We start from the raw sequence: 18,083 nt of genomic DNA, 5'->3' as shown, positions 1-18,083 counted from the left end.
CGCTAACGAAAACGCCCCCTCCGGTCCAGAGGGGGCGCGATGTCAGTACGGGGGCCATACGCAAGCCATACGCTTGCCAGCCGGTATTTTTAGCGGATTTTCAGGGTCGCCAGACCGATCATGGCGAGGATGAGAGAGATGATCCAGAACCGGATCACGATCTGCGGCTCGGCCCAACCCTTCTTCTCGTAGTGGTGGTGGATGGGGGCCATCAGGAACACCCGCTTGCCCGTCCGCTTGAAGTAAAAGACCTGAATGATCACCGACAGCGCCTCGACCACAAAGAGGCCACCCACGATCGCCAGAACGATCTCGTGCTTGGTGGACACGGCAATCGCGCCCAATGCCCCGCCCAAAGCCAGCGAACCTGTGTCGCCCATAAACACAGCCGCAGGCGGCGCGTTATACCACAAGAAGCCCAGACCGCCCCCGATCAACCCCATGACAAATATGAGGATTTCACCGGTGCCGGGCACATAGTGCACCTCGAGGTAATCGGTAAAGTCGACGCGGCCCACCGCATAGGCAATCACGCCCAAGGTCGCCGCCGCAATCATCACCGGCATGATCGCCAGACCGTCCAGACCGTCCGTCAGGTTCACCGCATTGGCGGCCCCGACGATCACGATCATCGCGAACGGGACAAAGAAATAACCCAAGTTTATCAGGGTATCCTTGAACACCGGCAGCGCCAGCTGGTTGGTCAGCTCGGCGGGGTGATAGTGGCTGGCCCACATCGCCGCGATCATCGAAATCAGGAACCCCAGGCCCAGACGCACCTTACCGGGCACCCCTTTGGTGTTTTGTTTACTGACCTTGGCGTAGTCATCGGCAAAACCGATCAGACCGAAGCCCACAGTGACAAACAACACAATCCAGATGAAAGCGTTATCCAGACGGGCCCACAGCAGGGTCGACGTCAGCAGCGCCCCCACGATCAACAGACCGCCCATGGTGGGGGTTCCGGCCTTGGAAAAATGGCCCGCAGGACCGTCATCACGGATCGGCTGGCCCTTGCCCTGCTTGCGGCGCAGGACGTTGATCAGCGGTTGGCCGAACACAAATCCGAAAATCAGAGCCGTCGCAAAGGCCATGCCCGCGCGGAACGTGATGTAGCGGAAGAGGTTAAAGAAATCGCCGCCATCCGACAGCAGGGTTAGCCAATACAGCATCAGGAATCCTCTTGATCCGGTTGGGCGGCGGGATGGCCGAGTTTTTTCAGCGCGTCAACCACATGGCGCAAACCCATGCTGAGCGAGCCCTTGACCATCACCACGTCCCCCGCATCGATCGCGCCGCGCATACGGGTCGCCATCTCGGTGCTGGTGTCGGCGTGAAAGCCACGCTTGCCTTCGGGCAGCGCCTGCCAAAGGTTCCGCATAAGTGGGCCTACGCAGTGGATTTTATCGATCTGCGCGACGCAGGGCAGTTCGGCGATCCCGGCGTGCAGTTCGGCCTCGGTACGGCCAAGTTCGCGCATGTCCCCGACGACGGCGATTTTCCGCCCGCGGTTGAAACGACCCATGCCGTTCTTGGGATGGGCACCGGACAGAACCTCTAGCGCAGCGCCCAAGGACGCCGGATTCGCGTTATAGCTCTCGTCGATCAGTTCAAAGGCAATGCGGCTGTCGGTGGGGTCCATCAGGATGGGCTGACGGGCGCCGCGCCCCTTAACGGGCGTCCACTGCGCCAGATCCCCCAGCGCCACCGCGCGGTCCAGTTTCCACTCGCCGCACAGGGCAATCACCGACAGCGCGTTCACGGCAAAGTGCCGACCGGCCGCGTGGACCTTGAACAGCACCTTGGTCCGCCAAGCGCGGGCCTCGGCCACGGTGATGTCGTCCTGAATGCTCAGGTTCAGCAGGCGGTGATGGCAGCCTACACGCTCGCCAAAGGTTTTCACCCGTGCGCCCACACCCTTGGCCGCGTCGACCAGAATAGAGGTGGTGGACAGATCGCCGTTCAGGATCGCCACACCCTTGGGCTCCAGCCCCTCGGTGATCGAGGCCTTCTCGCGGGCGATGCCTTCGATGCTCTCGAACGCCTCGAGGTGCGCAGGCGCAACGATGGTCACGATCACCGCATGGGGACGCGCCATTTTCGACAGGGGCGCAATCTCTCCGGGGTGGTTCATGCCGATCTCGATCACCGCAAAGTCGGTGTCCGCAGGCATCCGCGCCAGCGTCAGCGGCACGCCCCAGTGGTTGTTATAGCTGGCCTCGGCGGCGTGGACCTTGCCCTGCCCCGACAGAACCGTCCGCAGCATTTCCTTGGTCGAGGTTTTGCCGACCGATCCGGTCACCCCCACAACCCGCGCCTTGGTGCGGGCACGGGCGGCACGGCCCAAGTCCTCGAGGCCCTTGAGCACGTCATCCACCAGCAGGAGCGGCGCATCGGCGGGCAGCCCCTCGGGAATACGGCTGACCAAGGCAGCGCCTGCGCCGGCCTCCAGTGCTTGGGCGACGAAATCATGGCCATCCCGCGCGGCCTTCAGCGCCACGAACAGATCGCCCTTGGCAATCGTGCGGGTGTCGATCGACACGCCATTCACGGCGAAGGGCACCGTGGCGCGGCCACCGGTGGCCGCAACCGCCGCGTCAGAGGTCCACAGAGGGGTCGTCATACTCATACCATCTTCCCGTCCAGAACCGCGACCGCGAGGCTGGCTTGTTCAACATCATCAAAGGGATAGGTCACATCGCCCACGATCTGCCCCCGTTCGTGCCCCTTGCCCGCGATCAAGAGGGCATCACCGGGCTCCAGCATGTCGACGGCGCGCAGGATCGCCTCGGCACGGTCGCCGACCTCGATCGCGTTGGGGCAACCGCCCATCACTTCGGCGCGGATGGTGGCGGGGTCTTCGCTGCGGGGGTTGTCATCGGTCACAAAGACCAGATCGGCATTCTCGGCCGCTGCCTTGCCCATCAAAGGGCGCTTGGTTTTGTCACGGTCACCGCCCGCACCAATGATCGCCACAACGCGGCCCATCACATGGGGGCGCATCGCGGCCAAGGCCTTGGCCACCGCATCGGGCGTATGCGCGTAATCCACGAACACCGCCGCCGCGTTGTCCCGCGTGGCCGCCAGCTGCATCCGCCCGCGCACGGTCTGCAACCGGCCCAGAGCGTTGGTCACATCCTGAAAGCCCACACCGGTCGCCATGACCAGACCCGCCGCGATCAGCACATTTTCGGCCTGAAAGCCCCCGATCAGGTTCAGGCGTACCAAGGCCACCTGATGGTCATAGGTCAGACGCATCTCCTGCCCCGTCGCGTCAAAGCGTTGGGCGGTCAGGCGCAGGTCGGCATCCTCGTGGCGGCCCACGGTGATCACACAGCGGCCCTCGTCCAGCATCCGCTCGGCCAGTTCGGCCACCTTGGGGTCGTCGATGTTCAGAACGGCGGTGCCTTCGTCGGGCAGGACGCGGTCGAACAGACCCTCTTTGGCGGCAAAGTATTCGGCGAAGGTGTGGTGATAATCCAGATGGTCCTGGGTAAAGTTCGTGAAACCCGCCGCCTTGATCCGCACGGCGTCCAGGCGGTGCTGGTCCAGACCGTGGCTGCTGGCCTCCATCGCGGCGTGGGTGATGCCCTCATTGGCCACAGCGGCCAAGGCACGGTGCAGGGTGATGGGCTCGGGCGTGGTGTGGTTCAGGGGATATTCCCAGTCCCCCTCGACCCCCGTGGTCCCAAGGTTCACTGCCGGCAATCCCAGCGCCTGCCAGATCTGGCGGGTAAAGGACGAGACCGAGGTTTTCCCGTTGGTCCCTGTCACAGCCACGATCGTCTCGGGCTGTCTGGCGAACCACAGGGCGGCGGCATAGGCCAACGCATCGCGAGGCTCGGCGGTGACAATCAGGGCAGCACCGGCATCGCGCACGTCAGCCTCGCAAATCTCGGCGCCAGCGGCATCGGTCAGGATCGCCCCTGCACCCGCCTGCAACGCGGCCTTTACGAACTGTGCGCCATGCACTTTGACACCCGGAAGAGCGGCGAACAGATTGCCCGCCGCGACGGCACGGCTGTCCACCGACAATCCGGTGACTCGCGCCTCTTGTCCACCGCGGGCGGTAAGTCCCAACTGTGCCAATGTCTTGGTAACGTCCATAACCCTGAAATGCCTTTCGAGCGATCAATGTGCGGCGAGTGTTACCTCACCTAAGGCAGCAGGTTCAACTTCGGGACGCATGCCAAGCAGCGGCGCAATGCGGCCGATCAGTTCGGCGGCGACGGGAACGGCGGTCCAACCGGCCGTGCGGCGCGGTTCGGGGCCCATGCGATCCTCGGGTTCATCAAGGGTCACGATGACCACATACTTGGGGTCGCTGGCCGGAAAGACGCTGGCAAAGGTGGTGATCACCTTGTCTTTATAATAGCCGCCGGTAGGTTTGGGCTTGTCCGCAGTGCCGGTTTTACCCGCCACCTGATAACCGGGCACGTCGCCAAAGCTGGCAGTACCATCCGTCACCACCTTGCGCAGCATTGAGCGGACTTGCGCCGAGGTACGCTCGGACACTATGCGTTCACCGTGCTGGGGGCCCGATTGCTTGAGCAAGGTCGGACGCACGCGAGTGCCCCCGTTCAGCACGCTAGCATAGGCACCGGCCAGATGGACCGGCGAAACCGACAGGCCGTGACCGTAGCTGATGGTCAGCGACGACAGTTCAGACCATTTCTTGGGGACCAGAGGCTTGGCGCCCGAGCTTTCCAGAATTTCGACGGGCGGCACATCCAGCAGACCCAGCGAGCGCAGGTATTCCTGCTGACGCTCGGGCCCGATCAGGATCGCCAGACGGGCGGTCCCGATGTTCGAGGATTTCACGATCGTCTGGGTCACGCTGAGCTGCGCGCCATAGTTATGGAAGTCGCGGATACGGAAACGGCCCCAATGCAGCGGCCCGCGGGTATCCAACATGGTATCGGGGGTCACCAGACCCAACTCCAGCGCCTGCGAGGCCGCAAAGAGTTTGAAGGTCGACCCCAATTCATAAAGGCCCTGAACCGAACGGTTGAACAGCGGGCTGTCACTGGCCGAACCCTTGGTCAGCGGCACAGGACGGTTGTTCGGATCGAAATCGGGCAAGGATACAAGGCTGATCAGCTCGCCAGTCTTGATGTCCATGACCACACCAGCTGCGCCCTTGGCGTTCATCAGCATCATACCGCCCGCCAGAACCTGCTCGGTCGCGGCCTGAACGGTCAGGTCCAGCGACAGTTGCAAGGGCTGGCTGCCATTCGCGGGATCCCGCAGGAATTCGTCGAACACCTTCTCGACGCCCGCAACGCCCACAACCTCGGCCGAGGCCACGCCCTCGCGACCGAAGGATGCGCCACCCAGAATGTGGCTCGCGATGTGGCCGTTGGGGTAAATGCGGGTCTCGCGCGGGCCAAAGTTCAGACCGGGTTCACCGATGTCATGAACGGCCTGCACCTGCTCGGGGGACAGCTGTTTGCGTATCCACAGGAACTTGCGCTTGCTGGTAAAGTCCTTGAGCAGGCGCTCTTCCTTGAGGTCGGGGAAAATCTTGACCAGTTCCTTGGCGGCTTGCACGGGATCGACCATCTCGTGCGGGTGCGCATAGAGGTGGTTGGTCTCCATGTTGGTCGCCAGAATACGGCCCTTGCGGTCCACGATATCTGCGCGCTGGGAAATGATCTGGGCCGCACGAACGGTTGCCTGAGGCTCCTCTGGCTCGGTCGAGGCCAAAAGCGCCATCCGCGTGCCCACCATCATGAACCCGCAAAAGAACATGACCCCCATGACCAGCAGGCGCCCTTCGGCGCGCACACGGGCCTTGTCGCGCATCTGTTCGTGACGCAGGCGCAGGTTCTCGCGTTCGATCGAGTCGGGGTTTTCCCCTTTGGAACGGGCCTCGAGGATACGGGCCAGCGGGCGCAGCGGAGTACGGATCATGACTAGTTCCCCCCTAACATAGGCGGTTCATAGGGTTCGTTCGCAAACAGCGGGTTAACCGGCACGGGCATGGCGATGTCCGAAATCTCGCCAAAACTGTCGGACGTCATGTTGAGCAGACCAAGGCTGGTAAAGTTTAGCTCGGCCAGATCGCGCAGACGGTCGGGACGGTTCAGATAGGCCCATTCCGCACGCAGCACCGCCAGACGGGACCGCGCGGCCTCGATTTGGTTGCTGACATGGCGGGATTCGGACAGCGCATCCTGCGTGCGGTAGTTCTCGCCGTAGGCCCAATAGGCCAAGGCGATCACGACAACAGCAGTGATGATCCCGAAAAGGGTGCGCATTCTATCCGTTCCTTTTCAAACGCGGCAGGCCAAGGGCCTCTGCATCCACATCTCCGGAGGGGACTTCGGTACGTACCGCGACGCGCAACTTGGCCGAACGCGAACGCGGGTTGATTGCCAACTCTTCTGAATCGGGCGCGATCGCCTTGCGAGGCGTCAATTTGAAACGTTCTTTTGGCTGTTCTGTCTCGGGGGCATAGCGGTTGGCGCGGCCACCCCCACCCGAGGCCAGCGTCAGGAAGCGTTTGACGATCCGGTCCTCGATCGAGTGGAAGGTCACGACAGCCAGTTTGCCACCGGGTTTCAGAGCCTTTTCGGCGGCGATCAGGCCACCCAGTAATTCTTCGTATTCGTCATTCACCGCGATCCGCAGCCCTTGGAAGGTCCGCGTGGCGGGATGGGCCTGACCGGGTTTGGCGCGCGGCAGGCAGCCTTCGACGATCTCGGCCAGACGCAGGGTCGTGGTGATCGGCGCCAGAGTGCGGGCCTTGACGATGGACTTGGCGATCCGGCGCGAGGCGCGCTCTTCTCCGAACAGATATATAATGTCGGCCAGTTGGGCTTCGGTCGCTTCGTTCACCAGATCGGCGGCGCTGGGACCGTCCTGAGACATACGCATGTCCAGCGGCCCCTCGCGCATGAAGCTGAAGCCGCGCTCCGCCAGATCCAGCTGCATCGAGCTAACCCCGAGGTCCAGCACAACGCCGTCCAAATCCTGCGCATATTCATCAAGGCGGGAAAAAGTACCACGGACCAGTTCGATCCGGCCGTTATACTCGCCGATCCACTTCTGGGCCATTTCATGGGCCAAGGGGTCGCGGTCCACGCCGATCACCTTGTCCGCGCCAGCCGCCAGCAATTCGCGGGTATAGCCCCCTGCCCCAAAGGTTCCGTCCAGCCACGTGCCACTGACGGGCGCAACTGCCGCGATCAAGGGCCGGATCAGTACCGGAATATGCGGGGCGCCTGTCTGGGGGTCCTGCGACATGTTATTAATCCTCGTCTTCGTCGTCGCCGAACAGGTAGTGCGAAGGATCGAGGTCCGGATCAAAGTCGTCACCGCCGGTCACAAGCCCGTTTTCAAGCTCGTAGGTCTCGGTGCTCCAGATCTGGAAATTCTCGCCGGTCCCTGCGAATACGGCCTCACTATCGATGCCGATCTTGTTGCGCAGTTTCGCGGGCAATACCAGACGTCCGGTCTCGTCAACGGACGTAACGAGTGCCTGGGTCGAGTACATTTTCTGCAGCGCGCGGCGCTGGGGGCTCGCGGGCGGCATTTTCAGGATTTTGCGCTGGATCTTGTTCATGGCCTTGATGGTCATGCACTCAAGATAATCGCGGCGCGCGTCACCATAGACAACGACAACCTGCGGATTTGCGCCTTCGGAAAAATCGGGATCGCCGGCGGCAAGAACTTTACGGAAGGCTGCGGGGATCGAGACCCGGCCTTTCGTATCCACCTTATGGTGGCTCTCACCTATGAACCACTGTTGGCTCACTGCCCGCTCCGACCCCAGGTCATTGGGTTAACCGGTATGCTGGAACGAAAACGGCGGGTTGAGCGTCTGCCACTGCTCAACCCGCCGCCCCTCGTCCCATTACTGGGTGTCCGGCTGTGCAAGCCACCTGGGGGGATGTATAATGCCCACAAGCCGGATCTATTTGGATGAAAGCGGGGTGCCTGTATGAAACTGCCTGAGCCATATCGGGATCTTTTGTCGTCCCTTTGTTAGCCCGTTCTCATCTTGTGAGTTAGGGATGCCATGGGAATTCATGGTAATCAACGGTTTTTTTGGGGAACTGGGGGACCTACCCTTGTGGATAACCGTTAACTACCCTCTCATTTTGCGAGACCCATTTTCTCATTTTAGGAATATCTAGGCGCAGCCCCTTCCGGCGCACACACAATATAGGGGGTCCGGGATGTGGATAAGTTCCCCCTTAAAACCGATAAAAAACTTTCAAAACTGTCGAAAGTTTATGCCCCTATTCGGTCGTAAACCCCCAAGACTCACGGAATCACGCCAAAAAGTGATTCCTGTGAACTGTAAGCGGACCTAATTTCCCGCAATTTCCCACGGCCGAGTTACCCACAAGAGCGGATTAACCAGTGGATTCCCATAGATGCGAGCCGTTCTTCGCAGATGGCAGTGGATAAGTTTCCTTCTGCAGGGGCTAAAAAATAAGGCGATTTCGTTCACGAACCCTCGATTACGCGTGATTCAGTGACAGGATTCGAAGGCTGTGATGCCCTGTCCCATGCGATCCCATGGAATCGCCGGTGGATTTGGGCGGCGGTGGGATGGCGTCCCATTCGGCCTCATGTTTAGACCCCCTATATATAGAGGGCCCCGCGAAATCCGGCGGAGATGGGGATTGGATAGCCTCGTTTTGGGCTGGATTGGGACGCCATGGGCGCACTTGGCGGGGAGACTGACGCCTTTCCCATGTCATCCCATCCCCGTCCCATGCGGGGCGCCCATCCCATCCCATCCCAATCTGAGTCGCCCTTCCCTTGCGATCCCAACCGGATCAGCCCGCCCCACCCGGCGCCACGTGGGCCAGAAAGACGGGATAGGACCAATGGATGGCTTCCCCTGCCCGACTTCGGCCGTAGACTCCGGCTATTCTTTCGCACAGGCCTGCGCGACCCACGCGCTATAACTCAGAGAAAAAAGGCAAAATCGCGCGGTATGGGCGCATGTTTTGCCCCGCGCGCCATACCGCCCGCGCATATCGATCCAAACCCGCCGTTAGCGAAAACAACCGCGCTTCGCCCAATAAACAGCGCACCAGAGCCCCCGTTTGCCAAAATGACAGGCGCAACAGGCATGCATCGAACGCATACCGGCCTTGAACGTTCGTGGGATTGTGCATCTGCAGCATTGGAGTAAATTCAATCTCAACAGGACAGCAACGTCCGATGGACACACCCGAACGACACGCTGACCGCTTAACGATTTGAAGGCTGTAACGATGGCATACGCAACCGAGATCCGCGCACAGAAGGCTGGCTTTGCTGGTTTCTTCGAAGGGCTGAAAGTTCGCTTTGCACGTCAGATGCTGATCCGCGAGACCGTCAAAGAGCTGAACGCTCTGACCTCGCGTGAGCTGGCTGACTTGGGTCTGCACCGTTCGCAGATCACCGGCATCGCGATCGCAGCTGCTAACGAGCGTTTCGGCGCTCTCTAAGAATAACGATTTCAGAAACGGTCCTCCCCCGTTTCTGTGAGCTGGCGGTGACCTTCTCCTCCTCCCTTTGGTCCACCGCCAAACCTATACCGGGTTCAGATAGCCGCTCTCCTCCTCCCTGCGGCGTCTGTAATCTGCGGCGATACCCTCTCCTCCTCCCTCGGGTATCGCCGCACTCAAATTCGAGATCAGGATGCTCTCTCCTCCTCCCTGAGCATTCTGTAATCTAGCGGCGACACTCTCCTCCTCCCTGTGTCGCCGCACCTAATTCGAGATCAGAGGCCGCTCTCCTCCTCCCTGCGGCATCTGTTATCAGCGGCGATATCCTCTCCTCCTCCCTGGATATCGCCGTGCCCTATAACCGGGATCAGACGCTGCCCTCCTCCTCCCTGCAGCATCTGTATTTTAGCGGTGGCGCCTCTCCTCCTCCCTGGCGCCACCGCTTTTTTATTTTCCGCACGCCATGTCAGAACGCGAAAAGGCCGCCCGAAGGCGGCCTTGTTGGGTATTTTCACCAAGAAAGAGTTGCGTCAGAACGGGATGTCGTTCGGAGCCGTCACGAAACGCGCGACGATCTTTTTCACGCCAGCCTTCTCGAACGCGATCTCGAGCTTGTCGCCCTCGATCCCGATCACGTGGCCGTATCCGAATTTCTGGTGGAACACACGGTCGCCCACCGTGTGGCTGCTGATCGCCTGAGCGTCGATGACCGGAGCGCGGGATTCCTTGGGCTGGCTCAGGGTGCGCGTCCCGCTTCGGTCTTGCAGGCGCTTCCAACCCGGCGAGTTATAGGCATTCGCGCTGGCCGCACGTTCGTCCAAACGGGATGACACGGGACTGGCCGCCCCGTAACCGCCGCCATACAGGCCGGGCGGGGTCAGAACCTCGACGTGATCCTCGGGCAGCTCATCCACAAACCGCGAGGGCATCTGGCTTTGCCACTGGCCATAAACACGGCGGTTGCCTGCAAAGCTGATGGTCGCCAATTCTTCGGCGCGGGTGATCCCCACATAAGCAAGGCGGCGTTCTTCCTCGAGCCCCTTGAGGCCCGTCTCATCCATCGCGCGCTGCGAGGGGAACAAGCCATCCTCCCACCCGGGCAGAAAGACGACGGGGAACTCCAGGCCCTTGGCCGCGTGCAGCGTCATGATCGAGACCTTGGCGCCCTCAACCTCTGACTCATTGTCCATGACCAAGCTGACGTGCTCGAGGAACCCTTGCAGATTCTCGAAACTTTCCAGTGCTTTGACCAATTCCTTGAGGTTTTCCAACCGGCCCGGGGCCTCGGGGGTTTTGTCGTTCTGCCACATGGTGGTGTAGCCCGACTCGTCCAGAATGGTTTCCGCGAGTTCGATATGGGACATCGAAGTACGCGCGCCGCCATCGTCGATCACCGCGTCGTCGTCTTCCAGAACGACGCGGTTGGTGTGGGTCCGCGCCACGGCGGACCAGCGGTCCATGCCGTCAATCAGGGTCCGCAGCTCTTTGGCCCCTTTCCCGCCGATTCCCTTTTCGTCCAGCAGGATGCGCGCCCCCTCGACCAAAGAAACCCCGTGCTGACGGGCTGTCTGCTGGATCGTTTGCTGCGCCTTATCCCCAAGGCCGCGTTTGGGCGTATTCACGATCCGCTCGAAGGCGAGATCGTCATCATTCGAGCAAACCACGCGGAAATAGGCCATGGCATCCCGAATCTCGAGCCGCTCATAGAAACGGGGGCCGCCGATGACGCGATACGGCAGGCCGATGGTCAGGAAGCGGTCCTCGAACCCGCGCATCTGGTGCGAGGCACGGACCAGAATCGCCATGTCATCCAGCGAATAGGGTCGTAACCCTCGGGTGCCACGCTGGAGGGATTCGATTTCCTCACCAATCCAGCGGGCCTCTTCGTCGCCGTCCCAATGGCCGATCAGGCGCACCTTCTCGCCCTCGTCCTTGTCGGTCCACAGTTCTTTGCCCAAGCGGGATTCGTTGCCACGGATCACGTTCGATGCAGCTGCCAGAATATGGGGGGTCGAGCGGTAGTTCTGTTCAAGGCGTACCACGTGGGCGCCCTCGAAATCCTTTTCGAAGCGCAGGATGTTACCCACCTCGGCCCCGCGCCAGCCGTAGATCGACTGGTCGTCATCGCCCACGCAGCAGATGTTCCGGTGCCCCTGCGCCAAGAGCCGCAGCCACAGATATTGGGCCACGTTGGTGTCCTGATACTCGTCCACGAGGATATATTTGAACCAGCGCTGGTACTGGGACAGGATGTCGTTGTGGTGCTGGAAGATCGTGACCATGTGCAGAAGCAGGTCATCGAAATCCACCGCGTTCAGTTCGCGCAGACGGGTCTGGTACGCTTTGTACAGCTCGACCCCGCGGTTGTTGAACGCCCCAGCCTCGCCCCCCGGAACGGCATCGGGCAACCAGCAACGGTTCTTCCAATGGCTGATGATTCCCGACAGCTGGCGCGCGGGCCAACGCTTGTCATCTATATGGTAGGCCTGCAGCAACTGTTTCAGCAGGCGAATCTGGTCGTCCGTGTCCAGAATGGTGAAGTTGGTTTTCAGCCCCACCAGTTCCGCATGACGGCGCAAGAGCTTGACGCAGATCGAGTGGAAGGTGCCAAGCCAAGGCATCCCCTCGACCGTTTGGCCCATCAGGCGGCCCACACGCTCTTTCATTTCGCGGGCGGCCTTGTTGGTAAAGGTCACCGACAGAATCTCGTTCGGGCGGGCGCGGCCCGTGTTCAGCAGATGGGCGATGCGGCAGGTCAGGGCCTTGGTCTTGCCGGTGCCAGCGCCCGCCAGCATCAGAACGGGGCCATCCAACGCCTCGACCGCCTCGCGCTGCGCGGGGTTCAGATCGTCCAGATAGGGCGTGGGCCGCGCGGCCATGGCACGGGCGGACAAGGAGGCGCCTTCGAAGGCATCGAATTCATCAAAGCTGCTCATGGCGGGGAAAATAGCCTGCCCCCCGCCCAAGGGGAAGAGGTGTTCCCAGAATGTTCACAAATTTTCCCTCGGCAGAACCGGGCGCATTTGCAATTATACTTGCAAATTCCTGAATTATTTTCACGTCAGCAAAGTTGCAAAGTTTTGCTTTGTAACAGTCTGATAAACATAACTTTTAGCGCAACCATTATAACCGGGATGTTATCGCCACCACACTGCAAACCCGGAAGTGTGTGAAATTTCGCACTTGCACGGCGGCGAATTATAATCAGGCTGCACACGCAGCAAGGATCTGCTTGCTGACTGATTTTAAAGGGGTGTTATCGCTATCAGGGGAGTTAGCGGTAGCACCTTTCAACGCCGTGCGAGTGGCACAACCTGTGAGACTGTCGGGACTCTTACTATGACCGAATTTAAAAAGATCCTCATCGCGAACCGGGGGGAAATCGCGATCCGCGTCATGCGGGCCGCAAACGAAATGGGCAAGAAGACGGTTGCCGTCTATGCCGAAGAAGACAAGCTGAGCCTTCACCGCTTCAAGGCGGACGAAGCGTATCGCATCGGCGAAGGGATGGGTCCCGTCGCGGCTTACCTGTCGATCCCCGAAATCATCCGCGTGGCCAAGGAATGTGGCGCGGATGCCATCCACCCCGGTTACGGCCTGCTGTCGGAAAACCCCGACTTCGTCGAGGCTTGTGAAAACGCCGGCATCACCTTTATCGGCCCCAAAGCGCAGACCATGCGTGCCCTTGGCGACAAAGCCAGCGCGCGCCGCGTCGCGATCGAGGCCGGTGTTCCCGTCATCCCCGCCACCGAGGTGCTGGGTGACGACATGGACGCCATCAAGAAAGAAGCCGCCGAGATCGGCTATCCCCTGATGCTGAAGGCATCGTGGGGTGGCGGTGGCCGCGGTATGCGCCCCATTCAGGAAGAGTCGGAACTGGCCACCAAGGTCAGCGAAGGCCGCCGCGAAGCCGAAGCCGCCTTTGGCAACGGCGAGGGTTATCTGGAAAAGATGATCATCCGCGCACGCCACGTCGAGGTTCAGATCCTTGGGGACAAGCACGGCGGCATCTATCACCTGTGGGAACGGGACTGCTCGGTGCAGCGCCGCAACCAGAAAGTCGTGGAACGCGCCCCTGCCCCCTATCTGTCCGAAGAGCAGCGCAATGAAATCTGTGAACTGGGCCGCAAGATTTGCGCCCATGTGAACTATGAATGCGCCGGCACCGTCGAATTCCTGATGGATATGGAGTCGGGCAACTTCTACTTCATCGAGGTGAACCCCCGCGTTCAGGTGGAACACACCGTCACCGAAGAAGTCACAGGCATTGACATCGTTCGCGCTCAGATCCTGATCGCCGAAGGCAAGACGCTGGAAGAAGCCACTGGCAAAGCCTCGCAGGCGGACATCACCCTGAACGGCCACGCGCTTCAGTGCCGCGTGACCACCGAGGACCCGCAGAACAACTTCATCCCCGACTATGGCCGGATCACCACCTATCGCTCGGCGACTGGTATGGGCATCCGTCTGGACGGCGGCACGGCGTATTCCGGCGCGGTCATCACCCGCTACTACGACTCGCTGCTGACCAAGGTGACTGCGTGGGCGCCGACCCCCGGCATGGCGATCGCCCGCATGGACCGCGCACTGCGTGAATTCCGTATCCGCGGCGTGTCCACCAACATCGCGTTCGTGGAAAACCTGCTGAAGCACCCGACCTTCTTGTCGAACGAATATACCACCAAGTTCATCGACACGACGCCCGAGCTGTTCGACTTCAGCGCCCGCCGCGACCGCGGCACCAAGGTGCTGACCTACATCGCGGATATCAGCGTCAACGGTCACCCCGAAACCGCTGGCCGCGTGAAACCCCACGCGGACATCAAACCCCGCGCGCCCAAGCTTTTGGCCGACACCCCTGCCCCCGGCACCAAGACCCTGCTGGACGAAAAGGGTCCGCAGGCCGTGGCCGACTGGATGGCTGCCCAAAAGCAACTGCTGCTGACCGACACCACCATGCGCGACGGCCACCAGTCGCTGCTGGCGACCCGTATGCGCTCGATCGACATGATCCGCGTGGCGCCCGCCTATGCGCACAACCTGCCGCAGCTGTTCTCGGTGGAATGCTGGGGTGGCGCGACCTTTGACGTGGCCTATCGCTTCCTTCAGGAATGCCCGTGGCAGCGTCTGCGTGACCTGCGCGAGCGTATGCCGAACGTCCTGACCCAGATGCTGCTGCGTGGTGCGAACGGTGTTGGCTATACCAACTACCCCGACAACGTGGTGAAGTTCTTTGTCAAGCAGGCGGCAGAGACCGGCGTTGACGTGTTCCGGGTGTTCGACAGCCTCAACTGGGTGGAAAACATGCGCGTCGCGATGGATGCGGTTCTGGAATCGGGCAAGATTCTGGAAGGCACCGTTTGCTACACCGGCGACATCCTGAACCCCGACCGCGCGAAGTACGACCTGAAGTACTATGTCTCGATGGCCCAAGAGCTGAAGGCCGCTGGCGCCCACGTTCTGGGTCTGAAGGACATGGCGGGCCTGTTGAAGCCCGGCGCAGCCCGCATTCTGGTCAAAGCCCTGAAAGAAGAGGTCGGCCTGCCCGTCCACTTCCACACCCACGACACCAGTGGCATTGCTGGCGCAACCATTCTGGCGGCCGCTGACGCGGGCGTGGATGCAGTTGACGCGGCGATGGATGCGTTCTCGGGTGGTACTTCTCAGGCGGCTCTGGGCTCGATCGTCGAGGCTCTGCGTCACACCGACCGCGACACCGGACTGGATGTCGAGGCCGTGCGCCAGATCAGCGACTACTGGGAACAGGTCCGTGGCCAGTACGCCGCGTTCGAAAGCGGCCTCGCGTCGCCCTCGTCCGAGGTTTACCTGCACGAGATGCCCGGTGGCCAGTTCACCAACCTCAAGGCGCAGGCCCGCAGCCTGGGCCTGGAAGAGCGTTGGCACGAGGTGGCGCATGCCTATGCGGACGTGAACCAGATGTTCGGCGACATCGTCAAAGTGACCCCTTCGTCCAAGGTGGTCGGTGACATGGCGCTGATGATGGTGTCTCAAGGCCTGACCCGCGCCGATGTCGAAGACCCAAAGCGTGATATCGCGTTCCCCGACTCGGTCGTGGACATGATGCGCGGCAATCTGGGCCAGCCTCCGGGCGGCTTCCCCGCGAACATCATCGCCAAGGTCCTGAAGGGTGATCAGCCCAACACCGACCGTCCCGGTCTGCACGCGGCCCCCATCGACATCGAGGAAACCCGCCTGTCGGTCACCAAATCGCTCGACTTCGAAGAGCCGATTGATGACGAGGATCTGAACGGCTACCTGATGTACCCCAAGGTCTTCACCGACTACATGTCGCGCCACAAGACCTATGGCCCCGTCCGCACCCTGCCGACCAAGACCTTCTTCTACGGCATGGAACCCGGCGAGGAGATCAGCGTCGAGATCGATCCCGGCAAAACGCTGGAAATCCGCCTGCAGGCCGTTGGCGAAGCCGACGACAAGGGCGAAGTGAAGGTGTTCTTTGAACTGAACGGTCAGCCCCGCGTGATCCGCGTACCCGATCGTAAGGTCAAAGCCACCAGCGCCGTCCGCCCCAAGGCCGAAGCCGGCAACAGCAGCCACATCGGTGCGCCGATGCCGGGTGTTGTGGCCTCGCTCAGCGTCACTCCAGGCCAGAAGGTCAGCACCGGCGATCTGATCCTGACCATCGAAGCGATGAAGATGGAAACCGGTCTGCACGCCGAAAAGGCGGGCGTGGTCAAAGCGGTTCACGTCAAACCGGGCGACCAGATCGACGCCAAGGACCTGCTGGTCGAGCTGGAGTAATCCGGCCCCACACCGAACACCAAAGGCGCGCCCACGATGGCGCGCCTTTTTCTTTGGGCCCCGAAACCCTTTGAAATCAGGGGATTTTCACATGCTTCCTACCCTTCCGAAGAGCCGTTTGAAAATTTCCTGCAAAAAGGTGGCTTTTTCCTCTTGCAGCCTCTGCGGGACAGCATTAAACAGCGCCTCACCTTCAACGGTGCGGGCGTAGCTCAGGGGTAGAGCATAACCTTGCCAAGGTTAGGGTCGGGCGTTCGAATCGCCTCGCCCGCTCCAGAAGAAGGTAGATAGGGATCGGTTTTCCCAAGGAAGCGGGCGTAGCTCAGGGGTAGAGCATAACCTTGCCAAGGTTAGGGTCGGGCGTTCGAATCGCCTCGCCCGCTCCAGAAAACCGATGACTGTATGAGAGTGCGGGCGTAGCTCAGGGGTAGAGCATAACCTTGCCAAGGTTAGGGTCGGGCGTTCGAATCGCCTCGCCCGCTCCATACAGACCAAAACTTCCGACGACAGAACATGAAACGGGCCGCTTGGCCTTGCCCCCGCATCGCGCTACAAGGCCGCGAGTTCTAACGGAGGGGCCCATGCGACGCGCCGAAATCACCCGTAACACCACCGAAACCCAGATCAGCGTATCCGTCGATCTGGACGGCACCGGCAAGTATGACATCAAGACCGGCGTGGGCTTTTTCGACCACATGATGGAGCAGTTGGCCCGCCACTCGATGATCGACATCACCGCACGTGCCAATGGCGACCTGCACATCGACGACCACCACACGGTCGAGGATACCGGCATCGCGCTGGGTCAGGCGATCAAGCAGGCCGTTGGCGACAAAAAGGGCATCAACCGCTATGGCAGCTGCCTCTTGCCCATGGACGACACGCTGGTGCGTGCGGCGCTCGACCTGTCGAACCGCCCCTTCCTGCACTTTGACATGACCTTCCCGAGCCAGAAAATCGGCACCTTCGACACCGAATTGGTGCGCGAATTCTTTCAGGCACTCAGCACCCACGGCGGCATCACCCTGAACATCGCCTGCCTGAACGGGTTCAACAGCCACCACATCGCCGAAGCCGCATTCAAGGCCGTGGCCCGTTCGCTGCGCCAAGCGGTCGAACCCGATCCCCGCGCCGCAGGTGCCCTGCCCTCGACCAAGGGCGCGCTCTGATGACCACGGTGATCGTCGACTACGAAAGCGGCAATCTGCACTCAGCGGAAAAGGCGTTCCAACGGATGGCCCAAGAACAGGGCCACGGCCCTGTCATCGTCACTGCCGACCCCGAGGTCGTGCGCAAAGCCGACCGCGTCGTCCTGCCCGGCGACGGGGCTTTCCCCGCCTGCCAACAGGCGCTCTTCAACCACTCGGGCCTCTTCGAGGCCATTGAGGAAGTCGCCATCAAACAGGGCAAACCTTTCCTCGGGATCTGCATCGGTATGCAAATGCTTGCCACCCGCGGGCTCGAATACACCGAGACCAAGGGCTTTGACTGGATCGCAGGCACCGTCGACAAAATCCGCCCCACCGACAGCACACTCAAAGTGCCGCACATGGGCTGGAACGACCTGGTGATCGACACCCCCCACCCCGTCTTTGACGGCGTGAAAACGGGCGATCACACGTATTTCGTGCACTCCTACCACTTCACCGTGGACACCGCCGCCGAGCGCCTCGCCCATGTGGATTACGGCACCGAAGTCACCGCCATCGTTGGCCGCGACAACCTGCTCGGCTTCCAGTTCCACCCGGAAAAGAGCCAGCAAATCGGCCTTCAACTGATCGCCAACTTCCTCAACTGGAAACCCTGACACGCGATCCGGCTTCTTTTTGCTGAAAATACTCGAATAAA

The 18,083-nt window shown here is 61.1% G+C and carries 12 protein-coding genes and 3 tRNA genes; 7 read left to right on the top strand and 8 right to left on the bottom strand.

Annotation, left to right across the window (positions count from 1 at the left end; all coding sequences use genetic code 11):
- Nucleotides 1-89: 89 nt before the first annotated feature.
- Genes mraY through mraZ form a run of 7 tightly spaced genes read right to left on the bottom strand, consistent with a single transcriptional unit; the run spans nt 90 to nt 7,759 of the window.
- The gene (gene mraY / locus HJ536_RS16060) at nt 90-1,172 is read right to left on the bottom strand and encodes a phospho-N-acetylmuramoyl-pentapeptide-transferase (protein ID WP_177158481.1); all 1,083 of its coding nucleotides are present in this window, start codon (nt 1,170-1,172) and stop codon (nt 90-92) included.
- A complete protein-coding gene (locus HJ536_RS16055) occupies nt 1,172-2,629 on the bottom strand; it encodes a UDP-N-acetylmuramoyl-tripeptide--D-alanyl-D-alanine ligase (RefSeq protein WP_228028756.1) in 1,458 nt (485 codons plus the stop codon). The genes mraY and HJ536_RS16055 overlap by 1 nt, the downstream gene beginning before the upstream one ends.
- Nucleotides 2,626-4,107 carry a UDP-N-acetylmuramoyl-L-alanyl-D-glutamate--2,6-diaminopimelate ligase gene (locus HJ536_RS16050; RefSeq protein ID WP_177158480.1) on the bottom strand — a complete coding sequence of 494 codons (1,482 nt, stop codon included), beginning with the start codon at nt 4,105-4,107 and terminating at the stop codon, nt 2,626-2,628. Before HJ536_RS16050 ends, HJ536_RS16055 begins: the two co-directional genes overlap by 4 nt.
- A 24-nt stretch (nt 4,108-4,131) precedes the next feature.
- The gene (locus HJ536_RS16045) at nt 4,132-5,913 is read right to left on the bottom strand and encodes a peptidoglycan D,D-transpeptidase FtsI family protein (protein WP_177158479.1); all 1,782 of its coding nucleotides are present in this window, start codon (nt 5,911-5,913) and stop codon (nt 4,132-4,134) included.
- A 2-nt stretch (nt 5,914-5,915) separates the two neighbouring features.
- Nucleotides 5,916-6,260: a cell division protein FtsL gene (ftsL, locus tag HJ536_RS16040; protein ID WP_176855783.1), complete on the bottom strand. Its 345-nt coding sequence runs from the start codon at nt 6,258-6,260 to the stop codon at nt 5,916-5,918.
- 1 nt (nt 6,261) lies between these two features.
- Nucleotides 6,262-7,248, bottom strand: a complete 987-nt coding sequence (gene rsmH, locus HJ536_RS16035; protein ID WP_177158478.1) for a 16S rRNA (cytosine(1402)-N(4))-methyltransferase RsmH — start codon at nt 7,246-7,248, stop codon at nt 6,262-6,264.
- A gap of 4 nt (nt 7,249-7,252) precedes the next feature.
- The gene (gene mraZ, locus HJ536_RS16030) at nt 7,253-7,759 is read right to left on the bottom strand and encodes a division/cell wall cluster transcriptional repressor MraZ (RefSeq protein ID WP_176855781.1); all 507 of its coding nucleotides are present in this window, start codon (nt 7,757-7,759) and stop codon (nt 7,253-7,255) included.
- Between the two features lie 1,477 nt (nt 7,760-9,236).
- On the opposite strand from mraZ, the gene HJ536_RS16025 reads away from it, so the two are divergent.
- A complete protein-coding gene (locus tag HJ536_RS16025; RefSeq protein WP_177158477.1) occupies nt 9,237-9,452 on the top strand; it encodes a DUF1127 domain-containing protein in 216 nt (71 codons plus the stop codon).
- A 530-nt stretch (nt 9,453-9,982) separates the two neighbouring features.
- Here the strand turns inward: HJ536_RS16025 and HJ536_RS16020 are convergent.
- Nucleotides 9,983-12,388, bottom strand: coding sequence for an ATP-dependent helicase (locus HJ536_RS16020; protein ID WP_177158476.1), 2,406 nt, complete (start codon nt 12,386-12,388; stop codon nt 9,983-9,985).
- Nucleotides 12,389-12,791: 403 nt separating this feature from the next.
- On the opposite strand from HJ536_RS16020, the gene HJ536_RS16015 reads away from it, so the two are divergent.
- The 6 genes from HJ536_RS16015 to hisH all read left to right on the top strand — a co-directional run bounded on the left by HJ536_RS16015 (nt 12,792) and on the right by hisH (nt 18,042).
- Nucleotides 12,792-16,235 carry a pyruvate carboxylase gene (locus tag HJ536_RS16015; RefSeq protein ID WP_177158475.1) on the top strand — a complete coding sequence of 1,148 codons (3,444 nt, stop codon included), beginning with the start codon at nt 12,792-12,794 and terminating at the stop codon, nt 16,233-16,235.
- Between the two features lie 201 nt (nt 16,236-16,436).
- Nucleotides 16,437-16,511, top strand: a tRNA-Gly gene (locus HJ536_RS16010).
- Between the two features lie 35 nt (nt 16,512-16,546).
- A tRNA-Gly gene (locus tag HJ536_RS16005) sits at nt 16,547-16,621 on the top strand.
- Between the two features lie 24 nt (nt 16,622-16,645).
- Nucleotides 16,646-16,720, top strand: a tRNA-Gly gene (locus HJ536_RS16000).
- A gap of 96 nt (nt 16,721-16,816) precedes the next feature.
- A complete protein-coding gene (gene hisB / locus HJ536_RS15995) occupies nt 16,817-17,404 on the top strand; it encodes an imidazoleglycerol-phosphate dehydratase HisB (RefSeq protein ID WP_177158474.1) in 588 nt (195 codons plus the stop codon).
- Nucleotides 17,404-18,042 carry an imidazole glycerol phosphate synthase subunit HisH gene (gene hisH, locus HJ536_RS15990; protein WP_176855777.1) on the top strand — a complete coding sequence of 213 codons (639 nt, stop codon included), beginning with the start codon at nt 17,404-17,406 and terminating at the stop codon, nt 18,040-18,042. Before hisB ends, hisH begins: the two co-directional genes overlap by 1 nt.
- Nucleotides 18,043-18,083 lie beyond the last annotated feature (41 nt).

The organism is Donghicola mangrovi (assembly GCF_013377535.1).
Lineage (GTDB): Bacteria > Pseudomonadota > Alphaproteobacteria > Rhodobacterales > Rhodobacteraceae > Donghicola > Donghicola mangrovi.
This window is presented reverse-complemented; position numbering and strand designations above follow the sequence as displayed.